The following is a 25,922-nucleotide window of genomic DNA, read 5'->3' as shown; positions in this document are numbered from 1 at the left end:
CATCTTTTCACCAAAGACAACCCGAGGTCACTTGGGTCGAGACCCAAAATGCAAATTGCTGTCGTGCCCAAGAAAGTGTTTTACGCACAAAAGGATGGAAAGGACGCTTAACACAAGCCAGTTCCCGCCCCACATCATGGTCGTGCCGCCAAATTCTTGGGCCAGCATGTAGGCATCCGAGCGGACACCCGAGCGCCGGATCGTGTCATCAAAGATATCATAAGGCACATAGATCACGCTGGTCAGCCCGATCACCCGCAAAGCCAGATCACAGATCGGCCGACTTAGATAGAACGCCATGCCGATCAGTACCGCCCCAACACCTGCACAAAACGCCATGGCAAAGGGATCGCGAACATAAAGCGCTGTTACCAACAGCATCACGCCGCCAAAACCACCCAACACCGCCCGGTCCCAATGCGTGCGCAATGCAATCAGCAACAATCCCATCCCTAGCGCCAGCGACCCGAGATAACCGGCAGACAGACTGAGGAACCTGTTCCCACCGCGCGCTGTGACAAGACCACCCTGCTGCGGTGAGATCGAGAAGCTCTCGACCGAACCACCGGTTAGGACGACGGTTATCGCGTGCGACAGCTCGTGCAGGAAAACGATGAGTATCTTCAGAGGCACCACAATCGGCGTAGACCAGAACACAAACACCAAAGCGACAAGCGCAATCAGTTGCCAATGTCCTTTGATCAGCTTCATCATGGGCATCGAACGCGCTGCTATCAGCCTTCGCCCTGCGCTTCGGAACGGCTTTTTCCGGCCACGTTCAAGGCCAGCGTGGCGGCCATGAACCCGTCAAGATCCCCATCCAAAACCCCCTTGGTATCCGAGGTTTCATGGTTGGTCCTCAGGTCCTTCACCATTTGGTAAGGCTGCAGAACATACGACCGGATCTGGTTGCCCCAGCCCGCATCGCCCTTGGCCTCGTGGGCTGCGTTGATGTCAGCATTGCGGCGGTCCAGCTCTTGCTGGTACAGGCGAGATTTCAGTGCTTTCATCGCAATATCACGGTTCTGGTGCTGGGATTTCACGGATGATGTAACAACGATCCCGGTCGGGATATGCGTGATCCGCACGGCCGAGTCCGTGGTGTTCACGTGCTGGCCTCCTGCCCCCGAGGACCGGTAGGTGTCGATGCGAATCTCGGACGGGTTGACCTCGATCTCGATATTGTCGTCCACCACCGGGTAAACCCAGACCGAACTGAACGAGGTATGCCGTTTGGCCGCCGAGTCATAAGGTGAAATTCGCACCAGCCGATGCACGCCGCTTTCCGATTTCAGCCAGCCATAGGCGTTGTGGCCAGAAATTTTGTACGCCGCGGATTTAATACCCGCCTCTTCGCCCGAGGTCTCGGATTGCAGCTCGACCGTATAGCCCTTTTTCTCGGCCCAGCGGACATACATCCGCGCTAGCATCGAAGCCCAGTCGCAGCTTTCGGTGCCGCCTGCGCCCGAATTGATCTCGAGGAAGGTGTCGTTGCCGTCGGCCTCTCCGTCCAGCAGCGCCTCAAGCTCTTTCTTGGCGGCTTTGGCTTTTAGCTTTCTGATCGCCTCTTCAGCGTCGGTGACGACCTCTTCGTCCTCTTCCATCTCGCCCAGTTCGATCAATTCCATATTGTCGCTGAGGTCGGTTTTGATGGATTCATAGATTTCAATAGCATCGACCAGCATCTGCCGCTCGCGCATCAGTTTTTGCGCATTCTCGGGGTTGTCCCACAGGTTGGGATCCTCAACCCGGGCATTGAATTCCTCAAGGCGATGGGGTGCGGTTTCATAGTCCATGCGCTGCGCCAGCAGCTCTAGCGACTTTTCAATTTCCGCCACGGTATTCTGGGTTTCGGCGCGCATGGTTACGTCCCAACTTGCTCAATCAGGCCTGCGTGATAGCAAGAGCGTGGGGCCACCACAAGACAGCGGAGACCTGAATGCATATTGTTCCGGGTGATATCATGGATTGCTGGGGATTATGCCGTGCCACTCTGATCGCCGAAGCCCAGCATGCGTTAGTCTGGAAAGTTCACGCGCGGGATTATGGGTCGGCCGCGCTAAAGTTATACCACCGCGCAGATCGCGGGAACGAAGCTGCTTCGACCAGGCTTTTGTCGCTTTGGCAGGATCGTGGCGCGGTTGCCATTTATGCCGAAGCGGGCAAAGCCGTATTGATGGAGTGGTTGGAGGGTCCGACACTGGGTGACATCGCGCGTGACGGAAACGCTGAAAGCGCGCTGCAGGTTTTCTCGGAGATGGCCCACCGCCTTCACCAAAAGCCCACGGTTGCGTTCGACGAGCTGCGACCATTGCACGAGGTATTCAATCCACTGTTTGATTGCACGTTTGCCCGCGATTGCCCTGATGCACTACAACGCGATGTGATCCGCGCAACGGAACTGGCATCAAACCTTCTGACGAGCCAACCGCAGGTGGTGCCGCTGCATGGTGACCTTCACACCGATAACGTAATTCAAACGCCTTCAGGGGCACGGGTAATTGATGCAAAGGGGTATCTGGGCGATCCTGCTTTTGAACTTGCAAACGCATTGCGGCATCCCAAAGGTATGCCCGATCTGGTTCGCAGCCGCGACCAGATCGAACGCTGCCTCCAGCTTTACTCCGGAGCGTTAGGTGTGTCGCGGAAACGTCTTGCCCAATGGGCCGCTGCAAAAGGTGCGCTATCCATAATGTGGCGCGGCCACGGGACAGTTTCAGCTGCGCCCGAGGCAACGCTCTTGAACCTATTGTTGCGCGCGGCGGATCAGTAAAGCCCGCCGCCCTGCAAATCGCCCTGGCTGGCATTTGGGCCAACGGTGATGGTGTCGCCGGTCGACGTGGTCACCTGACGACCCGAGCTGTTGACCTCTTCAAACAGCGGCAGGTCGGAACCCATCGCAAAACCACCGTCATAGATGCGGTCGATAAAGCCGTCGGCGCCATCGCGGAAATACTCGGCCACGACAAAGTCTCCGGACGCATCAGATGGCAAGCGCGCGCCGCTGAACCGGTCGATTTTGATAAAGTGACCACCTGGGGGCACCTCGAACGGGCCTCCACCGTATTTCTCGACTGCGGTTTCCATGAAGCTTTGGAACACAGGTCCACACAAAGTGCCGCCATACGCGCCCCGGCCCATCGGGCGGGGGCGGTCATAGCCGATATAGCAGCCTGCAACAATGTTCGAGGTAAAGCCGATGAACCAGGCGTCTTTGGATTCATTGGTTGTTCCGGTCTTCCCAGCGGTGGGCACAGGTAGATTGATAACGCTGGATGCCGTGCCGCGATCTACGACACCTTTCATCATCGACGTCAGCTGATAGGCGGTAATCGCATCCATGACCTGACTGCGGTTTGTCTCGATCGTGGGGGATTCATCAGGTTCCAGCCAGGCCGAATTACAATCCAGGCACTGGCGGTCATCGTGGCGATAGATTGTCTTGCCGAACCGATCCTGAATACGGTCAACCAGAGTGGGTTCAACCCGCTCGCCGCCATTTGCGAACATCGCATAGGCCGCAACCATCTTGTACAGCGTCGTCTCTTCGGACCCCAGCGAGTTGGCCAGGAAAGCACCCATCCGGTCATAAACGCCAAAGCGTTCCGCGTATCCGGCAACCACGGGCATCGTGACTTCTTGCGCCAGACGGATAGTCATCAGGTTCCGCGACTGTTCAATCCCGGTACGCAATGGCGTCGGCCCGTAGAATTTGTTGGTCGAATTCTTGGGTCGCCACAGGCCCTGCGGTGTGTTCACTTCGATCGGAGCGTCGACCACAATGGTCGCAGGGCTATACCCGCTGTCCAACGCAGCGGCATAGACGAAAGGCTTAAAGCTTGACCCGGGTTGACGCTGCGCCTGCGTGGCACGGTTGAACACAGAATCCTGATACGAGAATCCGCCCTGCATCGCCAAAACTCGGCCCGAGTTCACATCCATCGCAACAAAGCCGCCCTGAACCTCGGGGACCTGACGGGCGGACCATTGGCCTTCTTCCCCGGCCATCACCAGAATGACGTCACCGCGTTTGAAGTTGTCGAAGAAGCTGCCCTGCATCCACTTGATGTCCGAGCGCGGGATGATGCCGTCAGCCGGACCATTTTCAATGCCGACGGTCAGGGCCTGCTCACCGACATCCAGTACTACGGCGGGATACCACTGCGTAGGCAGAACCACATCACGGGGGATTTCCAGAATCGCCAAGGTCTCACGCCACTGCACCTCATCCGCCAGTATTTCTTCGGCGATCACTTCGTCGGTCCCGTGCCATTTTCCACGAGACCGGTCGTATTTCTGCAGCGCCTCGCGCAGGGCGTGCGCGGCTTTGACTTGCATTTCCTCGTCCACAGAGGCGCGGACAGTAAAACCACCTGTAAAGAACTCGCCCTCGCCGAAATCTTCGCTCAGCTGGCGGCGGATTTCGTCGGTGAAGTAATCCCGCGGCGGTAAGGCGGTGCGGAAACTTTCGAAATCACCATTCTGGACAGACCGCAAAGGCATCTCGACCTCGGCCTCATAGGTCGCCGTGTCGATATAACCGTTTTGGTTCATCTCGCGCAGCACGTAATTGCGCCGGTTCACAAGGCGTTCTTTCTGCCGAACCGGGTGATAATCCGACGGCGCCTTGGGCATAGCCGCCAAAGTGGCGGCCTCATGCGGAGCCAATTCCTGAAGGGTCTTGTTGAAATAGGTTTGCGCTGCTGCGGTTACACCATACGAGTTCTGGCCCAGAAAAATCTCGTTCATGTACAGTTCTAGGATCTGTTCCTTATCCAGCGTATTCTCAAGCCGTGTGGCCAGGATGATCTCTTTGATCTTGCGCTCGGCCCGACGGTCCCCCGACAACAGGAAGTTCTTCATTACCTGCTGTGTGATCGTCGATGCACCCCGTACATTCTCGCCCTTGGATTTCACTGCCTCGACACCAGCGGCAATAATCCCGCGCGGATCATAGCCCTTATGGTTATAGAAATTCTTGTCTTCGGCCGAAATAAAGGCCTGCTTAACCAGTTCGGGGATTTCTTCTGACGGGGTGAACAGACGGCGTTCCTGCGCAAATTCGTCGATCAGCTGACCCTCGCCAGAATAAATCCGGCTGATCGTGGGCGGTTTGTACTGCGCCAGGGATTCGTGACTGGGCAGGTCGCGCCCATACATCCAGAACACCGCGCCGATAACCAGCGCAGCCATAAAAATACCCAAGGTCACGAGGCTGAATATCGCCCCGAAAATCGAAAGAATGAAACGGATCACGTTACTGCCTTTTGCTCGCGGTGCCGCCTATATAGTGTCGCACCTGTGCAGGGTCAAAACACCATGGCCAATAATAGCCGGTTTGCGCCACGGGGTCACTGTCCAATCAGGGATCGTTTTACCATATCGTCCTGGCGCCATTTCTCTAGCCCATCCCGAATACCGCGCGCCATTCCCATGCGCCATTCCTGATTTCGTATGTTTTTCAAATCTCTAGGGCTGGAAAGGAAGCCAAGCTCAATCAGAACGGAAGGAATATCCGCTGCCTTCAGAACCGAAAATGAGGCTGTGCGAATTGGCTTGTTGTTCATCGGACCACCCTGTTGCGTCATTCCATTCGCCAGCATTTGTGCCAACGCATCCGTACGCGGCCTGGTTTCCTGACGCGCAAGGTCCAGCAGAACATCTGCAACCTGATCATCCGCACCGCTCAGATCGACGCCCGAAATCAAATCACTGCGGTCGTGCCGCTCAGCCAGTTTGTGGCTTGCCACATCCGAGGCATCTTGAGACAGCGTATAAACGGCCGCGCCATGAGCCCGCCCTTCTGTCAGAATGTCGGCATGTAAAGAGATGAACACATCTGCACCTGCACGGTGTGCCAATGCAATACGACGTTCAAGAGAAACGAACTGATCATCGGTCCGCGTCATCTCAACCTCGTATCCGCCCGTGCGCAATAGCATCTCGCGCAGCTCTCGGGCAAAGGTCAGCATCAGCGTTTTCTCATCATCACCGTCAACTTCGGCGCCGGGATCAATTCCTCCATGCCCGGGGTCCAACATGACACGCAAAGTTCCGTTGCCCTGCCCCACCGGAGCGACCGATGTCTCTGCTGGTTCGGGCAAATCCCAGCCGGTTTGCCGGGGCGTTCCGGCGCTGGCTGCGAAACTGTCGAAATCTGTCCCTTGCAGCCCAAGCGTCAAATGCGCGGCCCCAGTCGCAGAGTCCACTCGCATATCCGCCGTCTCAACCGCCAGAGGCGCGCCCAGTTCGAGTACCATGCGGGACCAGCCCGGTACATAAGAGCCGAACTGCACACCGCTGATACGGCCAGTCTGTAGAAAGCGGTCACGATCAAGACCGGTCCAGTCTACCTCCTGGAAATCCAGGATCATCCGATACGGGTCGCGCAGGGTAAAAACGCGATAAGGCACCCCCTGGCTAAGCCCAAGCTGGATGCTTACACCGGACCGCCCGTCATCAACAATCGAACTTTGGTCTGGCAAAACACGGGCGAGTGCGCTGAAATCCTGCGCAACGGCGGTACTGCCTAGCGCCCAGATCAGCGCGATGGCGTAGATAATTCTGCTCATGGCCTCAAGTTTTCCCGAGATCGGTTGAAGCGCAGCCTACCCGACCCGCACTTGGATGTGAACGCTTTAGGCTTGGGCAGAAATCAAGCCCCGATCAGCCATGAAACGCTGAAGCCGCCGCAGCCCCTCTTCGATATCCCCAGTCGAACGTGCATAGGAAAAACGGATGGTGCCGTGCCCGCGCTGAGGATCGAAATCCAGCCCCGGAGTGACCGCCACGCCGACCTTATCCAAAATCTCAGCCGCAAAGGCACGGCTGTCGTCGGTCAGGTCAGACACATCGGCGTAGACATAGAATGCCCCATCAGGTGGCGCGATATTGGTGAAACCGGCTTTGGGCAGACCGTCCAGCATCAGCGCCCGGTTCCGCCGATAGACATTAAGATTGGCCTGCAATTCCTCATCACAATCCATCGCCGCCAGCGCTGCCACCTGGCTGGCGTGAGGCGCGCAGATAAACATGTTCTGCGCAATCCGCTCGACGACGCGCACATGATCCTCAGGCACAACCATCCAGCCAACGCGCCAACCTGTCATAGAGAAATACTTGGAGAATGAGTTGATCACATAGCACTCATCTGTCAGCTCCAGCGCGGTGACGGCTTTGGCTTCGTATTCCAGACCGTGGTAAATCTCATCACTGATGAAAGACGCACCCTGGCCCTGAGCGGCCTCGATCAGCGTCCCCATTGCGGAGCGATCCAGCATGGTGCCTGTCGGGTTGGCGGGCGAGGCCACCATCAGCCCCTGCAAATTTAGCCCTGCGAAATCGGCTGGCACCGGCTGCAGGCGGTGTTCCGGAGCGGTGGGCAGATCAACCGCGACCAGCCCCAGGGCCCGCAATATCTGCCGATATGACGGATAGCCGGGGGCCCCAATACCCACGCGATCCCCGCTGTCGAACAGCGCGGTGAACGCCAGCAGAAATCCGCCTGACGAACCGGGGGTTACCACCACCCGTTCGGGATTGAGATCGACATTATACCACTCGCCATACATCTGCGCGATCCGGCGGCGCAGTGCTGGCAGACCCAATGCAACGGTATATCCCAGCGGGCCTTGCTCCATTGCCTTAGCCAATGCCTCGGTCGCCCCTTTGGGTGCGCCGGTTCCAGGCTGGCCGACCTCCATGTGGATGATGTGACGGCCGGCTTCTTCAGCTTTGCGGGCAGCCTCCATCACGTCCATCACGATGAACGGATCGACCCCGGACCGGGTTGAGTTTCGCATGGCCATCTCCCATGTTGCAATCATGGCTTTTGAACGCGTATCCAGGCTGGCGTCAATCCCAGCCCTGTTGCTGTTTGCAGTGACTTGGCTCGTAGGCGCTGTTCAGGCCCAAAGCCTGATCCGTGATCCAGATATTGAACACGGTCTGCGAGAGCTGGCCTTTCCCGTTCTGCGCGCCGCCGGTCTGAATACCAACCGGGTCCAGATACTGGTGGTCAATGACAGCACGTTCAATGCCTTCGTTCTGGATTACAATGCGATCTATCTGAACTATGGGTTAATCCTTTCAGTCGAAAGCCCCGAGATGTTGCAGGCGGTTATCGCACATGAGGCGGCCCATATCGCCAACGGGCATCTATCGCGCCGCTACGAAAACCTGAATGCCGCACGGCAAAAAGCCGGGCTCGGGACGGCTTTGGCACTGATTGCTGCAGCTGCTGGCGGCGGCGAGGCCGCTTTCGGAATTGCGGCCGGTACTAATTCGGCAGCTCTGCGCAGCTTTCTTGGCCACACCCGCGCTGAAGAGTCCTCGGCGGATCGCAGCGCAGCAAGCTATTTACGTTGGGCCGGTATCTCGCCCAGTGGCATGGTGTCTCTGCACCGTAAATTCGCGGGGCAAGAGCTGTTAAACACGGGCAACCAGGACCCATACATGCGATCACACCCCACCAGCCGCGAGAGGTTGCGCGCCGCCGAGGCGTTTCTGGAAGAGTTCGGCGACAAAGCCAAACCCAGCCAGAATGCCGATTACTGGTTCGCAAGGGCGAAAGGTAAACTATCGGCCTTCATCCGCTCGCCCACATGGACGATGCGGCGCGCCAAAGAAGAAACCGCCCAGGACATACGACTGATGCGCGAGGCAGCAGCCCACCATCAAAACCGTGATCTAACCAAAGCGCGCGCTGCGATTGATGGTGCTTTGGCAATCCGGCCCAATGACCCCTATTACTATGACCTCAAAGGCCAGATCATGCTTGAAAACCGTCAAGTGGCTGATGCGGTAGCAGCATATGGCAAAGCCGTTGAATTGGCGCCGAATAACCCACTTATCCTGGCCGGATACGGGCGGTCCCTGTTGGTTCAAGGTAAGACAGTGGAAGCCTTGCCCATTCTTGAAAAAGCACGGGCCAGAGATTTTCGTAACGCAAGATTGATGCAAGACCTGGGTGCAGCTTATGCCAAAACAGGCAATACTGGTATGGCATCGGCGGTTACTGCCGAAAGATATGCCCTGCAGGGCCGTTTGGATGACGCCGGTATTCACGCGAAACGCGCGGTTGCGCAGTTGCCGGTCGGATCACCGGGTTGGCAACGGGCCCAAGATGTGTTGATTGCGTTTGAACAAGCAAACAAGAGTAATTCGAAAAGGAAACGGAAATGACCCTCAGACACGCTGCACCAGCCCTTCTGGGGCTTTCCCTGATCGCAGGATCGGCGCAGGCCCTGGACCTGAGCCAGCTGACCGACGCCGAAAAACAACAATTCGGAGAGCAGGTACGCGAATACCTTCTGGAAAACCCCGAAGTCATCATCGAAGCGATCAACATTCTGGAACAACGCAACGCCGTGGAAGAAGCGCAGGCGGATAAAGAGCTTGTCGCCAGCAATGCTGATGAGCTTTTCAACGACGGGTACAGCTGGGTGGGCGGCAATCCGGACGGAGATATTACTCTGGTCGAATTCATGGACTATCGCTGCGGATATTGCCGCCGTGCGGTTCCCGAAGTGGCCAGCCTGCTGGCCGAAGATGGCAATATTCGGCTTGTGATCAAAGAGTTTCCGATCCTCGGAGACGCGTCGATGATCTCATCCCGCTTTGCCGTTGCCGCCAAACATGTTGCCGGGGACGATGCCTATAAACATGTTCACGATGCCCTGCTCGAATTCACCGGGGAACCGTCGCCGGTTACTTTGCGCCGTATCTCGGACGGGCTGGGTTTAGACAGTGACGCGATTCTGGCGGCAATGGACAGCGAACAGGTCACCGAGGAAATCCAAAAGACCCGTGAATTGGCGCAGCGGATGCAGATTTCGGGCACGCCTTCGTTTGTGCTGGGCACCGAAATGCTGCGCGGGTACCTGAAAGCAGATCAGATGCAGCAAATTGCGAATGCCGTTCGCGCCGAGCAAGGCTGATTTGGCAGGCCGGTTCCGCAACAGGAGCCGGCCATTCCGTCAGGGCATCGGGTCGCCAGCAAGGTGGCTTAGATATTCCTCTAGATTAGACCAGCCATCGCCGTCCCGGTCCGCCCAGACATCAGAGGGATCATTCGGGTCCAGGCCAGTCCGCCCTGTTTCCCAAGTATCAGACATTCCGTCCCGGTCAGTATCAACTGCCGCGTGAACAATGGGCAAATCCGGCCAACCGCCCACCTCGCCCGGATCGTTTATCCGATGTCCATCACAGCCACGGACGTTTTCGATCACCATCGCATCCAGACTGTCCAAAGCTTGGTCATCCCCGTGCCGGGCCCCCACGGTTCCAAGAACGGTTTCGTATGTCGTGCTCACCTCGGCAGGTTCAACCGACAGCGGCTGGTGAGGTTCAGCCACAAGGAATTCGACCGCCGCATCATCCGCAATCTTGCCCTTCACTGATCTGTCGCATAGCAGCTCAATACGGCTGTCCAGATGCAGGTTATCTTGTTCGAAAACCGAGATGCTGAACCCTTTGTCCGCGCCATAAGGGAACACCTCGAATGCGGCGGGGGGCGGCCTGTTCCGTGTACTGGGGCCCGGCAGGACCACGTTTCCCACATAGGCGATCCATGTGTCGCCGTAATGGTTCCAGAACTCACCGAATTGCGAGGTCGCGTCGTAGAACACGTTGTTAATAATGTCGACTTGCCCAGATGGTGACGACTGGATGTCTGGATTTCTGTCGCGGTTATGGGCAAACAGGTTTTGATACAGGGTGACCCGCCCACATTGCCTTGCCGTTCCATCATCGGAACACAGCAGAGCACCTTTTGAATGCTTTCCCTTTGTATGGGTGGACTTATCCAGAGCCAGGGCTGAGATGCTGCGGGCTATCGTGATATCTTCGCTTGGCAGGTTTTCCGTTCCAACGCCCAGATTCTCATCCGTGGCAAATTGGATCGAGACACGGTCAACGTAGATATTCGAACTGCTCTCTATGGAAAGCCCGTCCACGTTCGACGAGGGCTTGTAACTGGGTCCAGGCCGAAATTTGAGGTTCCGCAGCAAAACGTCCTGCGCCTCAAAAATCATCAGGGGTGAATCCAGAACCTTGCCAAGTTTGATCTGCACCCCCTGTCCCGGCGCGGTCTGTCCGGAGATATAGGTGTTCGAAGCCACTTTCATCTGGGTGTCTACAGTGATCGTCCCTGAAATATCGAAAACGCAAACCCGTCCGGAGCCGTCATTTTCGACGCACTCACGCAGGCTGCCCGGGCCGGTATCGTCCAGGGTTGTGATATGAAACACTTCGCCGCCACGCCAACCCGTAGCGTTCTGCCCATATCCCACCGCACCGGGAAATGCGGGCTGATCGGCCACTACGCTATCTGCCACCATGAAACCCGAACACCCGGCGATCACTGCACCCAGGCCGAAGGCTTTCAAGTTACGGCGCATTGCATAAGCCCCCTGTTAGAGTCCGGACCGCAAAGACCGAGGGCCGAAGAGGCAGGAGACAATCTAATCTTCAAACGATCGCTTACTGGCATACGACTAAGAAACCCATGAAACAAAAACAACAAATCTAAGCGGGAATGAAAATCTCATTCCTCACAATAATGTGGACCAACATCGTCGCGTTTTCAATGAGGTGTCTGGGATTGGGGTCCACCAGATACACGCGGCCAATAACATGCAGGCCCTATGAATTGACCCTGCATGCCCGCCGATCTGGTCATTCAACGGCCAATCAAGCTGGAAAATTACTCAGCGGCTTCTTGCGCAGCGTCCAATTCAGCGGCCTTCTTCTCGACCTCTTCAACAATGTGGTCGACCATCTGATCGTTGGACATCTTGTGGCTGGCCTTGCCCGCCAGATACACCATACCCGATCCGGCACCGCCGCCGGTAAAGCCGACATCGGTCATCAGCGCTTCGCCCGGGCCGTTCACGACACAGCCGATGATCGAAAGGCTCATTGGTGTTTTGATATGTTCAAGACGCTGTTCCAACGCCTCGACCGTTTTGATCACATCGAACCCCTGCCGCGCACAAGAGGGGCATGAGATGATATTAACCCCGCGATGGCGCAGGCCCAGAGATTTCAGGATCTCGAACCCTACCTTGACCTCTTCGACAGGATCCGCGGACAGGCTGACGCGGATCGTGTCGCCAATGCCCATCCACAGCAGATTGCCCAGACCAATCGCCGATTTAATGGTGCCCGAAACCAGTCCTCCGGCCTCGGTAATACCCAGATGGATGGGGGCGTCCGTGGCCTCGGCGATGCCCTGATAGGCAGCTGCCGACAGGAAGACATCGCTGGCTTTCACGCTGATCTTGAATTCGTGGAAATCGTTGTCCTGAAGAATACGGATATGCTCTAGCCCGCTTTCAACCATCGCTTCGGGGCAAGGCTCGCCGTATTTCTCGAGCAGATGCTTTTCCAAGCTTCCCGCATTCACCCCGATCCGGATCGAGCAATTATGGTCACGCGCAGCCTGAATGACCTCTTTCACCCGACTTTCATTGCCAATGTTGCCAGGGTTGATCCGCAAGCATGCTGCGCCTGCCTCGGCGGCCTCGATCCCACGGCGATAGTGAAAGTGGATATCCGCCACGATAGGTACCGGACTTTCGCGCACGATCTCTTTCAGCGCCTTGGACGAGGCCTCATCCGGGACCGAAACGCGCACGATATCCGCACCCGCCTCTGCGGCAGCCTGCACCTGAGCCACAGTCGCCGCAACATCCGTCGTCAGCGTGTTGGTCATCGTCTGCACCGCAATCGGAGCGTCACCTCCGACGGGGACGTTTCCAACCATGATCTGACGAGATTTGCGGCGGTAGATATTGCGCCATGGGCGCACGTGATTAAGGGACATGTGGACGGGTCCAAGACTGTCTGAGTTGATCTTTAAATAGTCAGCCTAACTGGCCACTGCAATGGTCAGATCATTCTGTCGGTGCGGCAGAGCTTTGCGCCTGAAGTTCCGCCACCAGTTGCTTGAGGGCGACGTTTTGCTCGGCCTCAAGATCAGCTACCGTATAGCGTTCGGAAACCGCATCCTTGGACAGAACGACACCTTTGGCGACAGTTCCTGGTGCTCCGACCGGGCCGAAATGGTCACCATTCATCGAGAAATAGACAGATCCGGCGGCACCTGCACGTAGGTTAGGCGGTTCTTCTGTCAGCGGTACCTCGAATGTACTGCCCTGTTCGACGGTTCCAAGCGTACCCTCGAAGATGATACTTCCATCCGCAGCGGTGACCCGCATCCACGCCGGATCAACGGCGACGATTTTCAGGGTCGTATCAATCTGTTCAACCACCTGCGGCAATGCCGGGCGAAGAACCGTATGGACTTCGGCAACCTCAACCTTGGGCGGCTCAGGCGGCTGGAAGGTGCCAACGGTACGCGGGTCCAGTGTAGAAATTGGTGCATCACGGGCAACGAGCACCGGCAAATCCAGGGCCTGTGGGCGATACAGCCTATCCAGAGCCTCAGCCGAGGGGGTGTCGATCAGCGCGACTTGATCTTCGGTGGTGCCACGCGCCGCCTCAAGCGGGTCCAAATCAGACAAGACAACCGGAGCCTGTTCAACCGGGCTTACCTGCACTTGCTGAATCCGGTTCAGGACGGACCATCCGCCATACCCAATACCGCCGATCACAGCCAACAGAACCAGAGACGACCCGATGGCACGCGGCTCGATCTGGCTGACCAACGATTCCCGTCCGGGAATATAGGGAGTGTTTGGCGAGATAAACGGATCGCGCCCCATCGGACCGCGAGCCGGCAAGCTGCCCGAGGTCTTTCGAACCACTGACGCCTCGGCCGACATGCCATGCGCGACCTCAAACCCGCTTTCCTTACAAAACGCAAAGAAAGTTTCGTCGGGGTTCATCCCCAGATAGCGGGCGTAAGAGCGCACATACCCAGCGATAAATCCGGGCGTATCGAAGGCGTCCGGGTCGGCATCTTCTATGGCTGCAATGTAGTTGGCTTTGATCCGCAGTTCGCGCTGCACATCCAGTAGGGATTTGCCCATTGTTGCGCGTTCACCACGCATCATGTCACCCAGCCGCACCTCATAGTCGTCAAAGCCCTTGGGCCTGACGTCAGTGTCGCCTTCGGATCCGCGCTGTGATCTGCGCCCAATCATCCCTGCTGCCCCATTCTGCCTGTGCGTGTTTCACGCCGTGGTCGAATCATTAAAAGAATGATTCGCGCCGTAGTTTTGTTAGCGTAATTTTAGCACGCGGCATACGAATTGCACACTTTAGCGTTAGGTTAACCGGCAAGTTCGGCGCGATTTAGCGCACAATGTGACCAAAGTTCGTCCATCGCCTGGATCAAACGGTTCATTTCGTCAGGTCCATGAACCGGGGACGGTGTGAAACGCAGGCGTTCTGTTCCACGCGGAACAGTGGGGAAATTGATGGGCTGAACGTAGATTCCATGGTCATCCAGCAGCATATCGCTGAGTTTCTTCGTGTGCACGGGGTTGCCGACAATCACGGGCACAATGTGGCTGCCGTGATCAATCAGTGGCAGGCCCATCCCCTTGAGTCGAAGCTTGAGGATCTTTGCTTGCGTCTGATGCTGCTCTCGCAATTCGGACGCAGTTTTGAGGTAGGCAACCGAAGCTGCGGCACCCGCAGCAACGGCAGGTGGCAGGGACGTCGTAAAGATGAAGCCCGGAGCATAAGACCGCACAGCGTCGCACATTTTAGTGCTGGCCGCGATATAGCCCCCCATGACGCCATAGGCTTTGGCCAATGTGCCGTTGATGATGTCAATCCGATGGGCAAGACGATCACGCTCGGTCACGCCACCGCCGCGCGGTCCGTACATGCCAACGGCGTGGACCTCATCAATATAGGTCAGCGCACCGAATTCATCGGCCAGATCACATATCTCTTCAATAGGGCCAAAATCGCCGTCCATCGAATACACCGACTCAAAAGCGATCAGTTTGGGCGTTGCGGGATCATCCGCTTCAAGCAGTTCGCGCAGATGGGCGACGTCATTGTGGCGGAAGATGCGCTTGGACCCGCCGTTGCGGCGCACCCCTTCGATCATCGAAGCATGGTTCAATGCGTCAGAATAAATGATCAGACCAGGAAACAGTTTCGGCAAAGTGCTGAGTGTCGCGTCATTTGCGATATAGGCGCTGGTGAACAGCAACGCAGCTTCTTTGCCGTGCAGATCGGCCAGCTCGGCCTCAAGCCGTTTGTGGTAAACCGTGGTGCCCGAAATGTTGCGGGTTCCACCTGATCCGGCGCCTGCGGCATCCACGGCCTCGTGCATCGCCTCCAGCACCACAGGGTGTTGCCCCATGCCAAGATAGTCGTTGCCGCACCAGACGGTGATATCTTGCTGCGATCCATCGAGGCGCGTGCGCACCGCATGCGGGAAATGACCATTGCGACGTTCGATATCAATGAAGGTCCGGTACCGTCCTTCGTCATGCAGCCTTGCGATCGCTGAATCAAGCTGAGCAGTATAATCCACCGGTTTCTCCTTAGTTGCCCGACCGATATTACGGCGACCGAACGTCTTCTTCTGCGCAGGATACGAATCTGCACCAGAGCATTTCCCACTGCCTGCTTGATACCGCAAGCACAGTGAACGCTTATTTGATTTGCATCAAATATCCGCTCTGACCCTGACCGACAAGTAAAGTTACGCCCCCTGGACGCGAGGAAACGACGCAGGCACAGCACATTATCTCATCCGGGTTTCCGATATTATACCAGATTCCTGTCCTTGCGGGCTAGACGGCAAAAGTGGCGCTGATAGGGTTCCGGAAAATCCAAATCAAGCAGGAGCCCTCTTATGTCGCTGGACGCTGTTCTGAACCGCATCGACGCCGATTTGCCAACCTCAATCGACCGCCTGATGGAATTGCTCCGCATTCCGTCAATTTCCACCGATCCGGCCTTTGACCAACAGGTCAACCAGGCAGCTGACTGGCTGGTATCTGACCTGAAAAACATAGGAATTCAGGCTGAAAAACGTGAAACCACCGGACATCCCATGGTGGTCGGGCATATAGGTGAGGACAACAGCGCGCCCCATGTTCTGTTCTATGGCCATTATGACGTGCAACCCGTTGACCCGCTGAACCAGTGGAACCGGGATCCGTTCGATCCGGCCATTGAAGAAACCGAAAATGGGCCAGTTATCCGGGGTCGGGGCTCTTCGGACGATAAGGGACAGTTGATGACCTTCGTCGAAGCGTGCCGCGCATGGAAGGCCGTCCATGGCACCCTGCCCTGCCGCATCACCTTCTTCTTCGAAGGCGAAGAAGAATCCGGTTCGCCGTCGCTGGTCCCGTTCCTGCGTGAAAACGTGGCCGAGTTGAAAGCGGATCTGGCATTGGTATGCGACACTTCGATGGTGTCGCGTGGGGTGCCTTCAATCGCGTCTCAGCTGCGCGGGATGCTCAAGGACGAATTCACCATCATCGGTCCGCGGATCGACCTGCACTCGGGCCATTACGGCGGACCGGGGCTAAACCCGCTGCGAGAGCTCTCCAAGATTGTCGCCTCGTTCTATGACGACGAAACCGGTCGCGTCGCTGTCGAAGGCTTTTATGACGGGGTTCATGACGTCCCGGCCGAACAGTTGCGCCAATGGGAAAACTGCGGGTTCGATGAGGCGGATTATCTGAACTCGGTGGGGTATTCTCAGCCACATGGCGAAAAAGGATATTCGACATTGCAGCAACAATGGGCGCGCCCGACGCTTGAGGTAAACGGGCTTTGGGGCGGTTATAACGGCGCCGGTTCGAAGACGGTCATTCCCTCACAGGCGCATTGCAAGATCACCTGCCGTCTGGTGGGTGACATGAACCCTGACGCCTTGCGCGACCAGATTCGCAAGCATGTAGAAGACCGCCTGTCACCCGACGCGAAAGTACAGTGGGACAACGATCTTGAAGGCTCGCCCGCATCCGTCATGAATATCAACCGCCCCGAATTCGAAGCCGCCCGAGGCGCATTGTCCGATGAATGGGGGCGCGAGGCTGTCTTTACCGGAATGGGCGGATCGATCCCTGTGGTCGGCTATTTCAACACGGAGCTGGGCATGGATTCCATGCTGGTGGGCTTTGCCAATGATGACGACGCCATTCACTCACCGAATGAGAAATATGACGTCAAAAGCTTTCACAAGGGCATCCGGTCCTGGGCACGCATTCTCGACGCGCTGACCCGATAAGCAAATCCGGGAATCAAAAGGCCAGATGAAGCTTGGCTCGCTGCTTCATCTGGCCAAAGATACTTTTGGTAACGTCCCGCAGATCGGCAGGGGCACCCCCTGCCCTGAGTTACATATGGATCACGCGCCCGTAAGCGTCCAAAACGCTTTCATGCATCATCTCGGACAAAGTCGGATGCGGGAACACGGTGTTCATCAGATCCTCTTCGGTGGTTTCAAGCTGACGCCCGACCACATATCCCTGAATCAATTCAGTGACTTCCGCACCGATCATATGGGCGCCCAACAGCTCTCCGGTTTTGGCATCAAAGACGGTTTTAACCAGACCTTCGGGCTCTCCTAGTGCGATTGCCTTGCCGTTGCCGATAAATGGAAAGCGGCCGACTTTGACGTCATAGCCCAGCTCCTTCGCCTTTGCCTCGGAATAGCCGACAGACGCAACTTGCGGATGGCAATAGGTGCAGCCCGCGATGCTTTCGGGTTTGACCGGATGGGCATGTTTCCCGGCGATCAGATCGGCCACCATGACACCCTCATGGCTTGCTTTATGCGCCAGCCATGGCGCTCCGGCAATGTCACCGATGGCGTATAGGCCATCGACACCGGTGCGACAGAATTCGTCAGTCACAACATGGGTCCGGTCGATTTTGACACCCAAAGCCTCAAGCCCCAGATTTTCGATATTGCCGACGATGCCCACGGCAGAAATCACAGTGTCAAAGTCGTGCTTTTCAACCTTTCCCTTCACCTCGATATGCGCGGTGACTTTACCCTTAGCGCGGTCCAACTGCTTGACCATCGCCTTTTCCATGATCTTCATGCCCTGTTTGATAAAGGCTTTCTTGGCGAAGGCGCTGATCTCGGCATCCTCGACGGGCAGAACCCGGTCCATGACTTCAACCACCGTCGTATCTGCACCGAGCGTATTGTAGAAGCTAGCGAACTCGATCCCGATTGCACCCGACCCGATGACCAGCAATTTCTTTGGCATCCGCGGCGGCTGCAGGGCGTGTTTGTAAGTCCAAACCAGATCACCATCCGCTTCCAGCCCGGGAAGCTCGCGGGCGCGCGCGCCGGTTGCCAGAACGATGTTCTTGGCTGTCAACTCTTCGCTGCCCTTGTCGGTCTTGACGGAGACCTTGCCCTTGGCCGGGATCGTCGCCTCGCCCATGACAACCGTCACTTTGTTCTTTTTCAGCAGGTGACCGATACCGCCCGAAAGTTGCCCGGCGACACCGCGCGATCGCTTGACCACAGCATCCAGATCATATCCGATCTTCTCGGCCTTCAGCCCAAAATCCTTTGCGCGCTCCATCAGGTGAAACACTTCTGAAGACCGCAGCAGCGCCTTTGTTGGGATGCAGCCCCAGTTAAGACATATCCCCCCGAGATGTTCGCGCTCGACCACGGCGGTTTTCAAACCAAGCTGTGCTGCGCGAATGGCTGCGACATACCCGCCAGGACCAGCGCCGATTACGATCAGATCAAAAGATTGTGCTGCCATGTTTCCCTCTCGGAGCAGGTCATTTCCAAATTAGTTTACCATTAAACTAATATCAGCCACCCTTCAACACTTAGTCCCCGCGACAAAAGCTACGCAGGGTAAACCCATACGGATTGCAGAGGTTCGAGCCTATACCGCACCCGTTCAAAACGCTAGAAGATAGCTAAGTATCCCAGTTGCTCCATTCTAAATCCATTTACGCGAAAGGCATAACATGGCTAAAACGCTGAAAGATCTGGTCCTCGCCCTAATCAACGCCACGCTTATCCTGGTGGCCTTGTGTTTGTTTTTGGGCTGGAAGCTGACCACAACAGCGCAATCCCTGATGTCTGATTTTTCACAGAAGGTTCAGATCGTCGCCCCTTTGCGCGAAGAGGTTCAAGGCGTGCGCAGTGAATTGGCAGCACTTCGCACTGAACTCGCAACTATACAAGTCAATGGCGGGCTTGCCGACACCGCCACCGCCCAACGGGTCTCGCAAACGCTCGACCGCCTGAGCCAAATCGAAGATACGCTACAGGTGGCGCAGTCTCGTATCGTTGCGGTTGCCGAAACGCCTGACGCCTTTATCAGCACTGCAATAGAAAAAACGGCCGACACTGTGGCCGACCGTATTATCACAATCAAAGGATGTTCGGTCGAAGGCTAACCTGCGGCCTGAAGCTCTCGGACGGTGGACCCGTACCCGCCCATGTTTACATAGGCGGCCTCATGTTCGGTCATGGGCCGCGACAATGCTTCGTTACGATAGGGGAAACGGCCGAACTTTCGGATCACCTCCCTATGCGCCCTTGCATGCAGCAGGTTGGTTGACTTGGCTCCGTCGATATTCTGGCACATCAGGCGTACACAACGCTCTTGGTCACACAGATTTTCTGAGTGCATCAGTGGAAGATAAAAGAACTGCCGCGCGGGCTCGTCAATCTTCATATCCCAACCCTTGTCGATGGCGCATTTCGCTGCAGACAAGGCTGCCCTGTCAGTGGCGAACGCCTTGCCGCTGCCGCGGAACATGTTCCTAGGGAATTGATCCATAAGAATAATATAGGCGAGTGCCCCGCTGGGGTATGTCAGCCAGAGAGAGAACTTTCCCTCATTAGCAATTTCCCATGTGGAAAGAAATTTTTCGCGGATCTCTGCGTCTAGCGCTTCATCCTCAATATACCAACCATCTGGACCCACTTGATCCAGCCAAAAACTCAATACTTCTTCAGGCCCTACCATTGCCTTGCTCCGTCGTTTTGCCCTCCCCAGGGACGTAACGTCATTTAAGGCAGATTTACAGATTTGTGACAGTAAAAATTTGCAACACTTGCGACATAATTTCGTGTCCTAGGCTACATCTTGCGTTTCCTGATCGGCTTCGGCGGCTTCGATAGCCACCTCTTGCGCCAATTCGAACGCCACCGGCGAGGCCGTTGGGTAAAGCGGAGACATGGTGCCCGTCTCATCCACAGGAATCGCCGCACGCTGTGTCATGCGATACATCGCATAGACAGCAGTGGCTGCAAGCAGTGCAAAGATGATCAGGAAAAAGCCCGACGGTCCGAACACGTCATCGCCCATCAACCAACCGGTAATCAGCGGGCCAGCAATGGCGCCCAGTCCATTGATGAAGACCAGACCGCCAGAGGCCGCCGCCATATCCTCATGCTCCAGAAAGTCATTCGTATGCGCAATCAGCAGCGAATACAGCGGGTTAGACATGCCGCCAATCACAAAGGCCGAGGCCAGAAGGAACGGAAATGAAGTCGACCCGAACATCATCGCAGTGGCCGCCCCGCAAGCACCAATGATGCCCGCCAGCATGATCAGGAACCGGCGATCCATCCGGTCCGAGAACCAACCCAGCGGATATTGCAGCAGTATTGCCCCGACATAGAAAGCCGCCACGAAGGTCGAAATCTCAACCAGTGTCAGCCCAGCGCGCGCGCCATAGACCGCCGACATACCAAACTGGGCCGAGAACACTCCGCCCAGCAGGAACATGCCCACGCAGCCCAACGGCGACTTCCCCATCAGTTCACGCAATGTCATGGGCTTGGTCGTGTCAAATGCCGGTGTCGGTGAAATCGACAGCAGAATCGGAGCAAAGGAAACCGAAACCAGAATGGATGCGATCACAAAGGTTTCGTAACCAGCAGGATCGCCAACCAGCATAAGCCCCTGAGCGGTGATGATCCCAGTCATCTGTACGATCATATAAAGCGAAAGCGCCTGGCCCCGGTTCTCGTTATTGGCCGCGTTGTTCAGCCAGCTTTCGGCGGTGACATACACTCCCGAGAAACAAAACCCGATCACGACACGCCCCAAAGCCCACGCGACTGGCTCGGTCAACATCGGATACATGATCATCACGGCCGAAATAAAAGAAGCGAGCGCAGCAAAGACCCGCACATGTCCAACCCGCCGTATCATCTCCGGTGCAAGGCGAGAACCTCCGAGGAAACCTACGAAATAAGCTGACATCACAACAGACATCTGAAGGGTCGAAAACCCTTCGATCTCGCCTCGGACGCCCAGGATTGTGCCCTGTAGACCATTGCCAATCATAAGCAGGCCCATGCCAAGAAGAAGTGACCACGCGCTGGTAATGACCTGAAGCATAGAGGCCTCCGAGATTGCTAACCTGAACTAGAGATTCGTTTTTATATCAAAAACGGCTTTGAACCAGCTTGTCTACGACATCGAAACGCAACGATCCCGACAACACGCCGCTCAAGGGATCAAAAGCGACCCATCCCCATATGAAAAGAACCGATAGTTCTGCGCAATCGCGTGCTCATAAACCTCTTGCATCCGATCCTGCCCCATCAAAGCTGAAACCAACATCAGCAGCGTGGATTTCGGCAGATGGAAATTGGTGATCAGCGCATCCGTGACGTAAAACTGAAAGCCCGGATAGATGAAGATGTCGGTATCGCCCTCCCAGGGTACGATCTGCCCACTGCGGGCGGCGCTTTCGATCAATCGCAGCGCGGTTGTGCCCACCGGAATGACACGGCCACCTATGGCTTTGGTTTCACGAATTTCACTGACGGCTTCCGCACTGACCCTGCCCCATTCTGCATGCATCTTATGGGTCGTCACATCCTCGACCTTGACTGGCAGAAACGTTCCGGCACCGACATGAAGCGTAACGTAGGAAACAGAAACGCCGCGCGCGGTAAGCGCCTCCATCAGCGCTTCGTCAAAATGCAGCGACGCGGTGGGCGCGGCCACGGCCCCGGAGTTGCGCGCCCAGATCGTCTGGTAATCCGTCTTGTCCTGCGCATCGGCAGGACGCTTGGCGGCAATATAAGGCGGCAGCGGCATCGCGCCGGCCTGTTCCAGCGCAGCATCGAAATCCTGCCCCGTAAGGTTAAACCGCAGAAAGGCCTGCCCGTCCGCCACCCTATCCAACTCAGCGCTCAGTTGATCCGAAAACCGGATAACCTCACCTGTCTTGACCTTCTTGAGCGGTTTGATCAACGCGGCCCAGGTGCCGTCTGCCTGCGGATCAAGCAACGTCGCTTCGATCGACGCAGACACCGGCCCTTGCGCACTGTCGCGATGACGCCGCCCGCTGAGGCGTGCCGGGATGACCCGCGTATCATTCAACACCAGCCGGTCACCGGGTCGCAGCCAGTCTGGCAGGTCAAAGACGTGCGCATCCGAGATTGCATCGCCCTCGGCCACAAGCAAACGCGCGGAAGACCGCGGGTTGGCAGGCCGGGTGGCAATCAAATTTTCGGGCAAGTGGAAATCGAAATCGCTGAGTTTCATGGGCGCGCCTTACAGGGTCGTATCAGATTCGGCTATATCCCTGTTCAGTTGTCTTTTGGCGGCGATCCAAAGGTGCGCTTGGGCTCATCCGGCTTGGCTTTCTGTGCATTTGGCCCATCCTGAACCTTCGGCGCGGGCTCCCTTAGAAGGTTGCGCAAGAACAATGGCGCAAGCCCTGACAGAGGGTTGACCGAGACAGAGGGTGATTTCAAAGGGCCGGTCAGAGTATAATTGAACGCGATCACACCCTCACCTTTTTTGGTGAAGACACTTCCAATCGCATTCACCAGATAGATTGGGGAAATCGCGCCACGCAAGTTCAGCATTTCGCTAACCGTGTCGATTGTCCCGTCGAAGGACAATCCCATCGAAGGACCGACGGCGCTGCCGCTGAGAACCTTGATTTCGGTCGGAGTAATCCGCATTCGGCTTTCGATGCTCGAGAAAAAGATGCCTTGCCCAGCCATTTCATCCACAAGTCCAACAAGGCTGATTGCGTTCAGCAAGGCAGCCATGGCCGGGGCGTCATGAATTCGGGTGTTCACGATCTTCATGATGACATCGAAGTTCCCGGCCCCGCCGACCGGTTCCAGTTGCAGGTCCAGTTTGCCACCGCGCGCCTGGGTTATCATTTTGGCCGATCTCAGAACGTCGCCTGCATCACCAGAGATTAGATTGACTGCACTGCGCCCTCCGCGCGGGGTCACCTGTCCGCGCACAGCAGCACCGCCGTTTACATTCGCCGTGAACGCGCCGCTGACACCGCTAGTTGTCGCAAATTTTCCTTTGAACCCGGTCAGGGCGATCGTCTCTGTAATCTGGAGGCGATCCAACACTACATCCAGCTCGGGCCCCTGCCCGGAACCACCGCCACCACCTTCGGAGGATCCAAAGGTCGCGCCCCCCAGATTCATCACGCCCCCCAGAACCCTGATATCGGGCAAGGCTGACCCCCGTGATATCAGCTCCGCCGGAACCGCAAGCCAGTTCCCCAGTTCGAATGAGCTGAACTCAACACGATCGAAAGCACCATTTTTGAAATTAATGGAGGCCAGGCTTCGCAACCCCCCCGCATCCAGCCGAAGTGTATCCACGCGCATCTGATCGCCCAGCGTTGCCTCGACATCCATCGACCCCTTGGTACCAGCGCCTTTGCGCCACCCGAGCTCGGGGATGGACAGCACAACGCCTTCCAGATTCGATGTCGCCGTCAGTTTCGGGGGGCGGCCAGCACCGATGCCCAAGGTTATGTCGGCCACGCCTTTTCCGGTCAGCATACCCTTTGGTAACCCGGCACGCAGCTCGGTCACCAGCCGGGGCGAAATCTCGATCTGCCCTTTCAGTTCACTGGGTTTCGGTTCTCGACCCCCAATAGGCTGGCGCCAGGTTGCCTGCAGGGGCACGTCGCCGAAATATCCGTCGCCGCCGACTTCGACAGCGGATTGGTCACCTGAAATAGTCAACTGAGGCGCGCTGACGACAAAACCTTTGACCAAGCGAGCACTGTGCACATCACCAATCTTACCAGTAAAGTGAAACTGGGTTTCATCGAACTTCAGCCCCTTCTTCATCGGCAGAGATAAGGTGCCTGACAGTTCCACATCGCCAGAGGCCACATCCACGGGCAAATTTGCCTTTGTCATCAGCTGCAGAGGGGGACGATCCATCAAAGACAAGGCGGCCGTTGCCGAGCCCTTGGCCTTGACGCGCACAATCGCCGGCGAAAGCTTTTTGATCGACGTATCCGGAATAATGAAGGATGTTCCTGACCCGTCTATCGGGCCGCCCTGATCGGCAATGACAACCGCTTTCTCGGCTGTCACGGTAAACCGTTGGTTGATCAGGCTGGCCTGCCCCTGAGCGTCCTGGACCGGAGGTAAAGTTTTGGCAAAGCGGACTTTGGCGTCGTCGAACCCGAAGTCCAAGTAAATGTCCGGCTTGGTGTCCGGCTTCAACCGTAATGCAAAATCGACATCCGAGAGCCGGCCTTCAAATAAATTGTCGGACACCCATTTACGCGGCTTCTCGGCAAGTAATTGGGGCCAGTATCTCAGCAACTGGCCTGACTCCAACTCGTCCAGATGAGCCTCGAGGTACCCCGACCAACCTTCAGCTTCACCATTCAGATTACCCCTAGCACGCAGCGTTAGGTTTTCGTCTTCAACCGTCATCTGTCCGAGGCGCAACTCGAACGGGGCCAGCTTCATCTTCAGATCAAGGTCGGCACGCGCCAACTTGAGGGGTTCCGGAAACAGCCCAGCCGGGTTGATGTCGATGCTGCTGAGACGGAGTTGAGAGGTCAGGCTTTCCAGCAGTCCATTCTCGATACCTCTCAAAAAGGCCCTTCCCTCGGCCTGAACGGACCCCCAGGCGGAGACTACAGAAACCTCGTCGAAATCCAGCTCCTGCCGCCTTGGGTCATAGCTGAAATAAGCCCTGGCGGATTCAAACGGGATCGGTTTTGTCTCTTGGTTGGCTTGCACCGCGCCTGCCGCAAGGTTCAGGGTCGCAAATAACGGCCCCAGCGCCGCGTTGCCATCAACACTGCCGCGCACCGCGCCCGAGATCGGAGCGTCAAGGACCTGTAACCATGACAAGGCAAGGCTTTGACTTGCAATATCCTCGGCAGGCAGGTCGGTTATGGCAAAGCCAAAGCTTGCCTGGGGCGTTCCAAGTACGCTGGTATAATTTACCTCAATCGAACTGGCATAATCGCGCCCTGTCAGAACAGAGAACCCGGTGGACATGCGCATTTCGTCACCGGTACGGATGATCGAAATATGTCCGCCGTCGAAAACCCAGGCGCGCGACAGGCGCAAATCCTGATAGTCCAGCGTCAACGACTCAAGCTCGACCGACCGCAGGCCCGACAGCAGCGGTGACAAAAAGACATCGTCAGATTCCTCGATCAACTCGATCAATGTCCGCGCCCGCTGAACCGGTGCACTGCCAGAACCGACTGTCAACGAAAGCGCCCCGTCCAATCCGCGGGTCAATGCGATTTGGGCATCGCGCAGGGTAATCGTGCGCGGCCGGATTTTCCCCCGTAGCAGCCACCGCATCGACAACCGTGTGCGCATATCCGCCACTTGCGCGATCTGTTGTCCCGCCGCGTCGCTTATGGTCACATCCGTCAGTCGCAAACGTGGCAACCAGTTTTCGTTGACGATAAAGCTAGCATCGCCAAAGCGGATCTTGATCCCCCCAAGGCTTTGATCCAGCCGTTTTTCGGCCTGGGCCCGCATCCAGTCGGGTGCGTGCAGCTGTTTGCCAATCAGAAAGAACCAGCCGCCAAAGGCCAGCAGGCAAAGCAACAGGAAGGTTCCGACGATCCCCCACGCAGCGATGCGGCGGCGTGACCGACGGCGGCGGGGCTTCCCGTCCGGGCCTTCTTGTGTATCTTCTTGCCGCGCCAAATTCCGACCCACGCCCTATTACCTGCTTGCACCAAACCATGATGTCAGGCAGCACTTAAAAACCTTT

General features: G+C 56.7%; 19 protein-coding genes. 5 read left to right on the top strand and 14 right to left on the bottom strand.

What is annotated here, in order from left to right; translation table 11 throughout:
* Positions 1-27: 27 nt before the first annotated feature.
* Both AC2FHW_RS04400 and prfB read right to left on the bottom strand, forming a co-directional pair.
* The gene (locus tag AC2FHW_RS04400) at positions 28-720 is read right to left on the bottom strand and encodes a M50 family metallopeptidase (protein WP_271947540.1); all 693 of its coding nucleotides are present in this window, start codon (positions 718-720) and stop codon (positions 28-30) included.
* Positions 721-734: 14 nt separating this feature from the next.
* Entirely contained in the window at positions 735-1,862 is a 1,128-nt protein-coding gene (gene prfB / locus AC2FHW_RS04395) for a peptide chain release factor 2 (RefSeq protein WP_142633271.1), read from the bottom strand.
* 77 nt (positions 1,863-1,939) lie between these two features.
* Here prfB and AC2FHW_RS04390 point away from each other — a divergent pair, with 77 nt between their 5' ends.
* A complete protein-coding gene (locus tag AC2FHW_RS04390) occupies positions 1,940-2,773 on the top strand; it encodes an aminoglycoside phosphotransferase family protein (protein WP_496707923.1) in 834 nt (277 codons plus the stop codon).
* On the opposite strand, the gene AC2FHW_RS04385 is transcribed toward AC2FHW_RS04390, so the two are convergent.
* The 3 genes from AC2FHW_RS04385 to AC2FHW_RS04375 all read right to left on the bottom strand — a co-directional run bounded on the left by AC2FHW_RS04385 (position 2,767) and on the right by AC2FHW_RS04375 (position 7,802).
* The gene (locus AC2FHW_RS04385; protein WP_281971944.1) at positions 2,767-5,256 is read right to left on the bottom strand and encodes a penicillin-binding protein 1A; all 2,490 of its coding nucleotides are present in this window, start codon (positions 5,254-5,256) and stop codon (positions 2,767-2,769) included. The two genes, AC2FHW_RS04390 and AC2FHW_RS04385, sit on opposite strands and share 7 nt — an antisense overlap.
* Before the next feature lie 95 nt (positions 5,257-5,351).
* A complete protein-coding gene (locus tag AC2FHW_RS04380; RefSeq protein ID WP_496676059.1) occupies positions 5,352-6,572 on the bottom strand; it encodes an N-acetylmuramoyl-L-alanine amidase in 1,221 nt (406 codons plus the stop codon).
* A 66-nt stretch (positions 6,573-6,638) separates the two neighbouring features.
* Positions 6,639-7,802, bottom strand: a complete 1,164-nt coding sequence (locus AC2FHW_RS04375; protein ID WP_271947547.1) for a pyridoxal phosphate-dependent aminotransferase — start codon at positions 7,800-7,802, stop codon at positions 6,639-6,641.
* Here AC2FHW_RS04375 and AC2FHW_RS04370 point away from each other — a divergent pair.
* Together AC2FHW_RS04370 and AC2FHW_RS04365 are read left to right on the top strand one after the other, a co-directional pair.
* A complete protein-coding gene (locus AC2FHW_RS04370; RefSeq protein ID WP_271948077.1) occupies positions 7,801-9,183 on the top strand; it encodes a M48 family metalloprotease in 1,383 nt (460 codons plus the stop codon). The genes AC2FHW_RS04375 and AC2FHW_RS04370 overlap by 2 nt on opposite strands.
* Positions 9,180-9,938 (top strand): DsbA family protein, encoded by a 759-nt coding sequence (locus tag AC2FHW_RS04365; protein WP_281971942.1) that lies wholly within the window; start codon positions 9,180-9,182, stop codon positions 9,936-9,938. Before AC2FHW_RS04370 ends, AC2FHW_RS04365 begins: the two co-directional genes overlap by 4 nt.
* A 39-nt stretch (positions 9,939-9,977) precedes the next feature.
* On the opposite strand, the gene AC2FHW_RS04360 is transcribed toward AC2FHW_RS04365, so the two are convergent.
* The 4 genes from AC2FHW_RS04360 to hemA all read right to left on the bottom strand — a co-directional run bounded on the left by AC2FHW_RS04360 (position 9,978) and on the right by hemA (position 15,460).
* Positions 9,978-11,399 carry a pectate lyase family protein gene (locus AC2FHW_RS04360; protein ID WP_142633256.1) on the bottom strand — a complete coding sequence of 474 codons (1,422 nt, stop codon included), beginning with the start codon at positions 11,397-11,399 and terminating at the stop codon, positions 9,978-9,980.
* Positions 11,400-11,704: 305 nt separating this feature from the next.
* A complete protein-coding gene (gene ispG, locus AC2FHW_RS04355) occupies positions 11,705-12,826 on the bottom strand; it encodes a flavodoxin-dependent (E)-4-hydroxy-3-methylbut-2-enyl-diphosphate synthase (protein WP_142633254.1) in 1,122 nt (373 codons plus the stop codon).
* A 70-nt stretch (positions 12,827-12,896) separates the two neighbouring features.
* Positions 12,897-14,108 carry a helix-turn-helix domain-containing protein gene (locus AC2FHW_RS04350; RefSeq protein ID WP_142633252.1) on the bottom strand — a complete coding sequence of 404 codons (1,212 nt, stop codon included), beginning with the start codon at positions 14,106-14,108 and terminating at the stop codon, positions 12,897-12,899.
* 128 nt (positions 14,109-14,236) lie between these two features.
* Complete coding sequence (gene hemA, locus AC2FHW_RS04345; RefSeq protein WP_271947553.1) at positions 14,237-15,460, bottom strand: 5-aminolevulinate synthase; 1,224 nt, start codon at positions 15,458-15,460, stop codon at positions 14,237-14,239.
* Between the two features lie 324 nt (positions 15,461-15,784).
* Between hemA and AC2FHW_RS04340 the strand changes: the two genes are divergently transcribed.
* On the top strand, positions 15,785-17,170 hold the full coding sequence (locus tag AC2FHW_RS04340) for a M20/M25/M40 family metallo-hydrolase (RefSeq protein WP_496821475.1): 1,386 nt from the start codon (positions 15,785-15,787) through the stop codon (positions 17,168-17,170).
* A 109-nt stretch (positions 17,171-17,279) separates the two neighbouring features.
* Here the strand turns inward: AC2FHW_RS04340 and lpdA are convergent, their stop codons facing one another.
* Positions 17,280-18,674, bottom strand: a complete 1,395-nt coding sequence (gene lpdA / locus AC2FHW_RS04335; protein ID WP_142633246.1) for a dihydrolipoyl dehydrogenase — start codon at positions 18,672-18,674, stop codon at positions 17,280-17,282.
* Between the two features lie 214 nt (positions 18,675-18,888).
* Between lpdA and AC2FHW_RS04330 the strand changes: the two genes are divergently transcribed.
* Entirely contained in the window at positions 18,889-19,323 is a 435-nt protein-coding gene (locus tag AC2FHW_RS04330; protein ID WP_271947558.1) for a hypothetical protein, read from the top strand.
* Here the strand turns inward: AC2FHW_RS04330 and AC2FHW_RS04325 are convergent.
* The 4 genes from AC2FHW_RS04325 to AC2FHW_RS04310 form a co-directional block, all read right to left on the bottom strand.
* Complete coding sequence (locus AC2FHW_RS04325; protein WP_271947560.1) at positions 19,320-19,898, bottom strand: DUF924 family protein; 579 nt, start codon at positions 19,896-19,898, stop codon at positions 19,320-19,322. The two genes, AC2FHW_RS04330 and AC2FHW_RS04325, sit on opposite strands and share 4 nt — an antisense overlap.
* 108 nt (positions 19,899-20,006) lie before the next feature.
* Complete coding sequence (locus AC2FHW_RS04320) at positions 20,007-21,281, bottom strand: MFS transporter (RefSeq protein ID WP_271947562.1); 1,275 nt, start codon at positions 21,279-21,281, stop codon at positions 20,007-20,009.
* A 111-nt stretch (positions 21,282-21,392) separates the two neighbouring features.
* Positions 21,393-22,439, bottom strand: coding sequence for a tRNA preQ1(34) S-adenosylmethionine ribosyltransferase-isomerase QueA (queA, locus tag AC2FHW_RS04315; protein WP_271947564.1), 1,047 nt, complete (start codon positions 22,437-22,439; stop codon positions 21,393-21,395).
* Between the two features lie 44 nt (positions 22,440-22,483).
* A complete protein-coding gene (locus AC2FHW_RS04310; protein WP_496821473.1) occupies positions 22,484-25,867 on the bottom strand; it encodes a YhdP family protein in 3,384 nt (1,127 codons plus the stop codon).
* Between the last annotated feature and the right edge of the window lie 55 nt (positions 25,868-25,922).

The sequence above is a fragment of the Ruegeria sp. YTSA108 genome (genome assembly GCF_059610185.1).
This window is presented reverse-complemented; position numbering and strand designations above follow the sequence as displayed.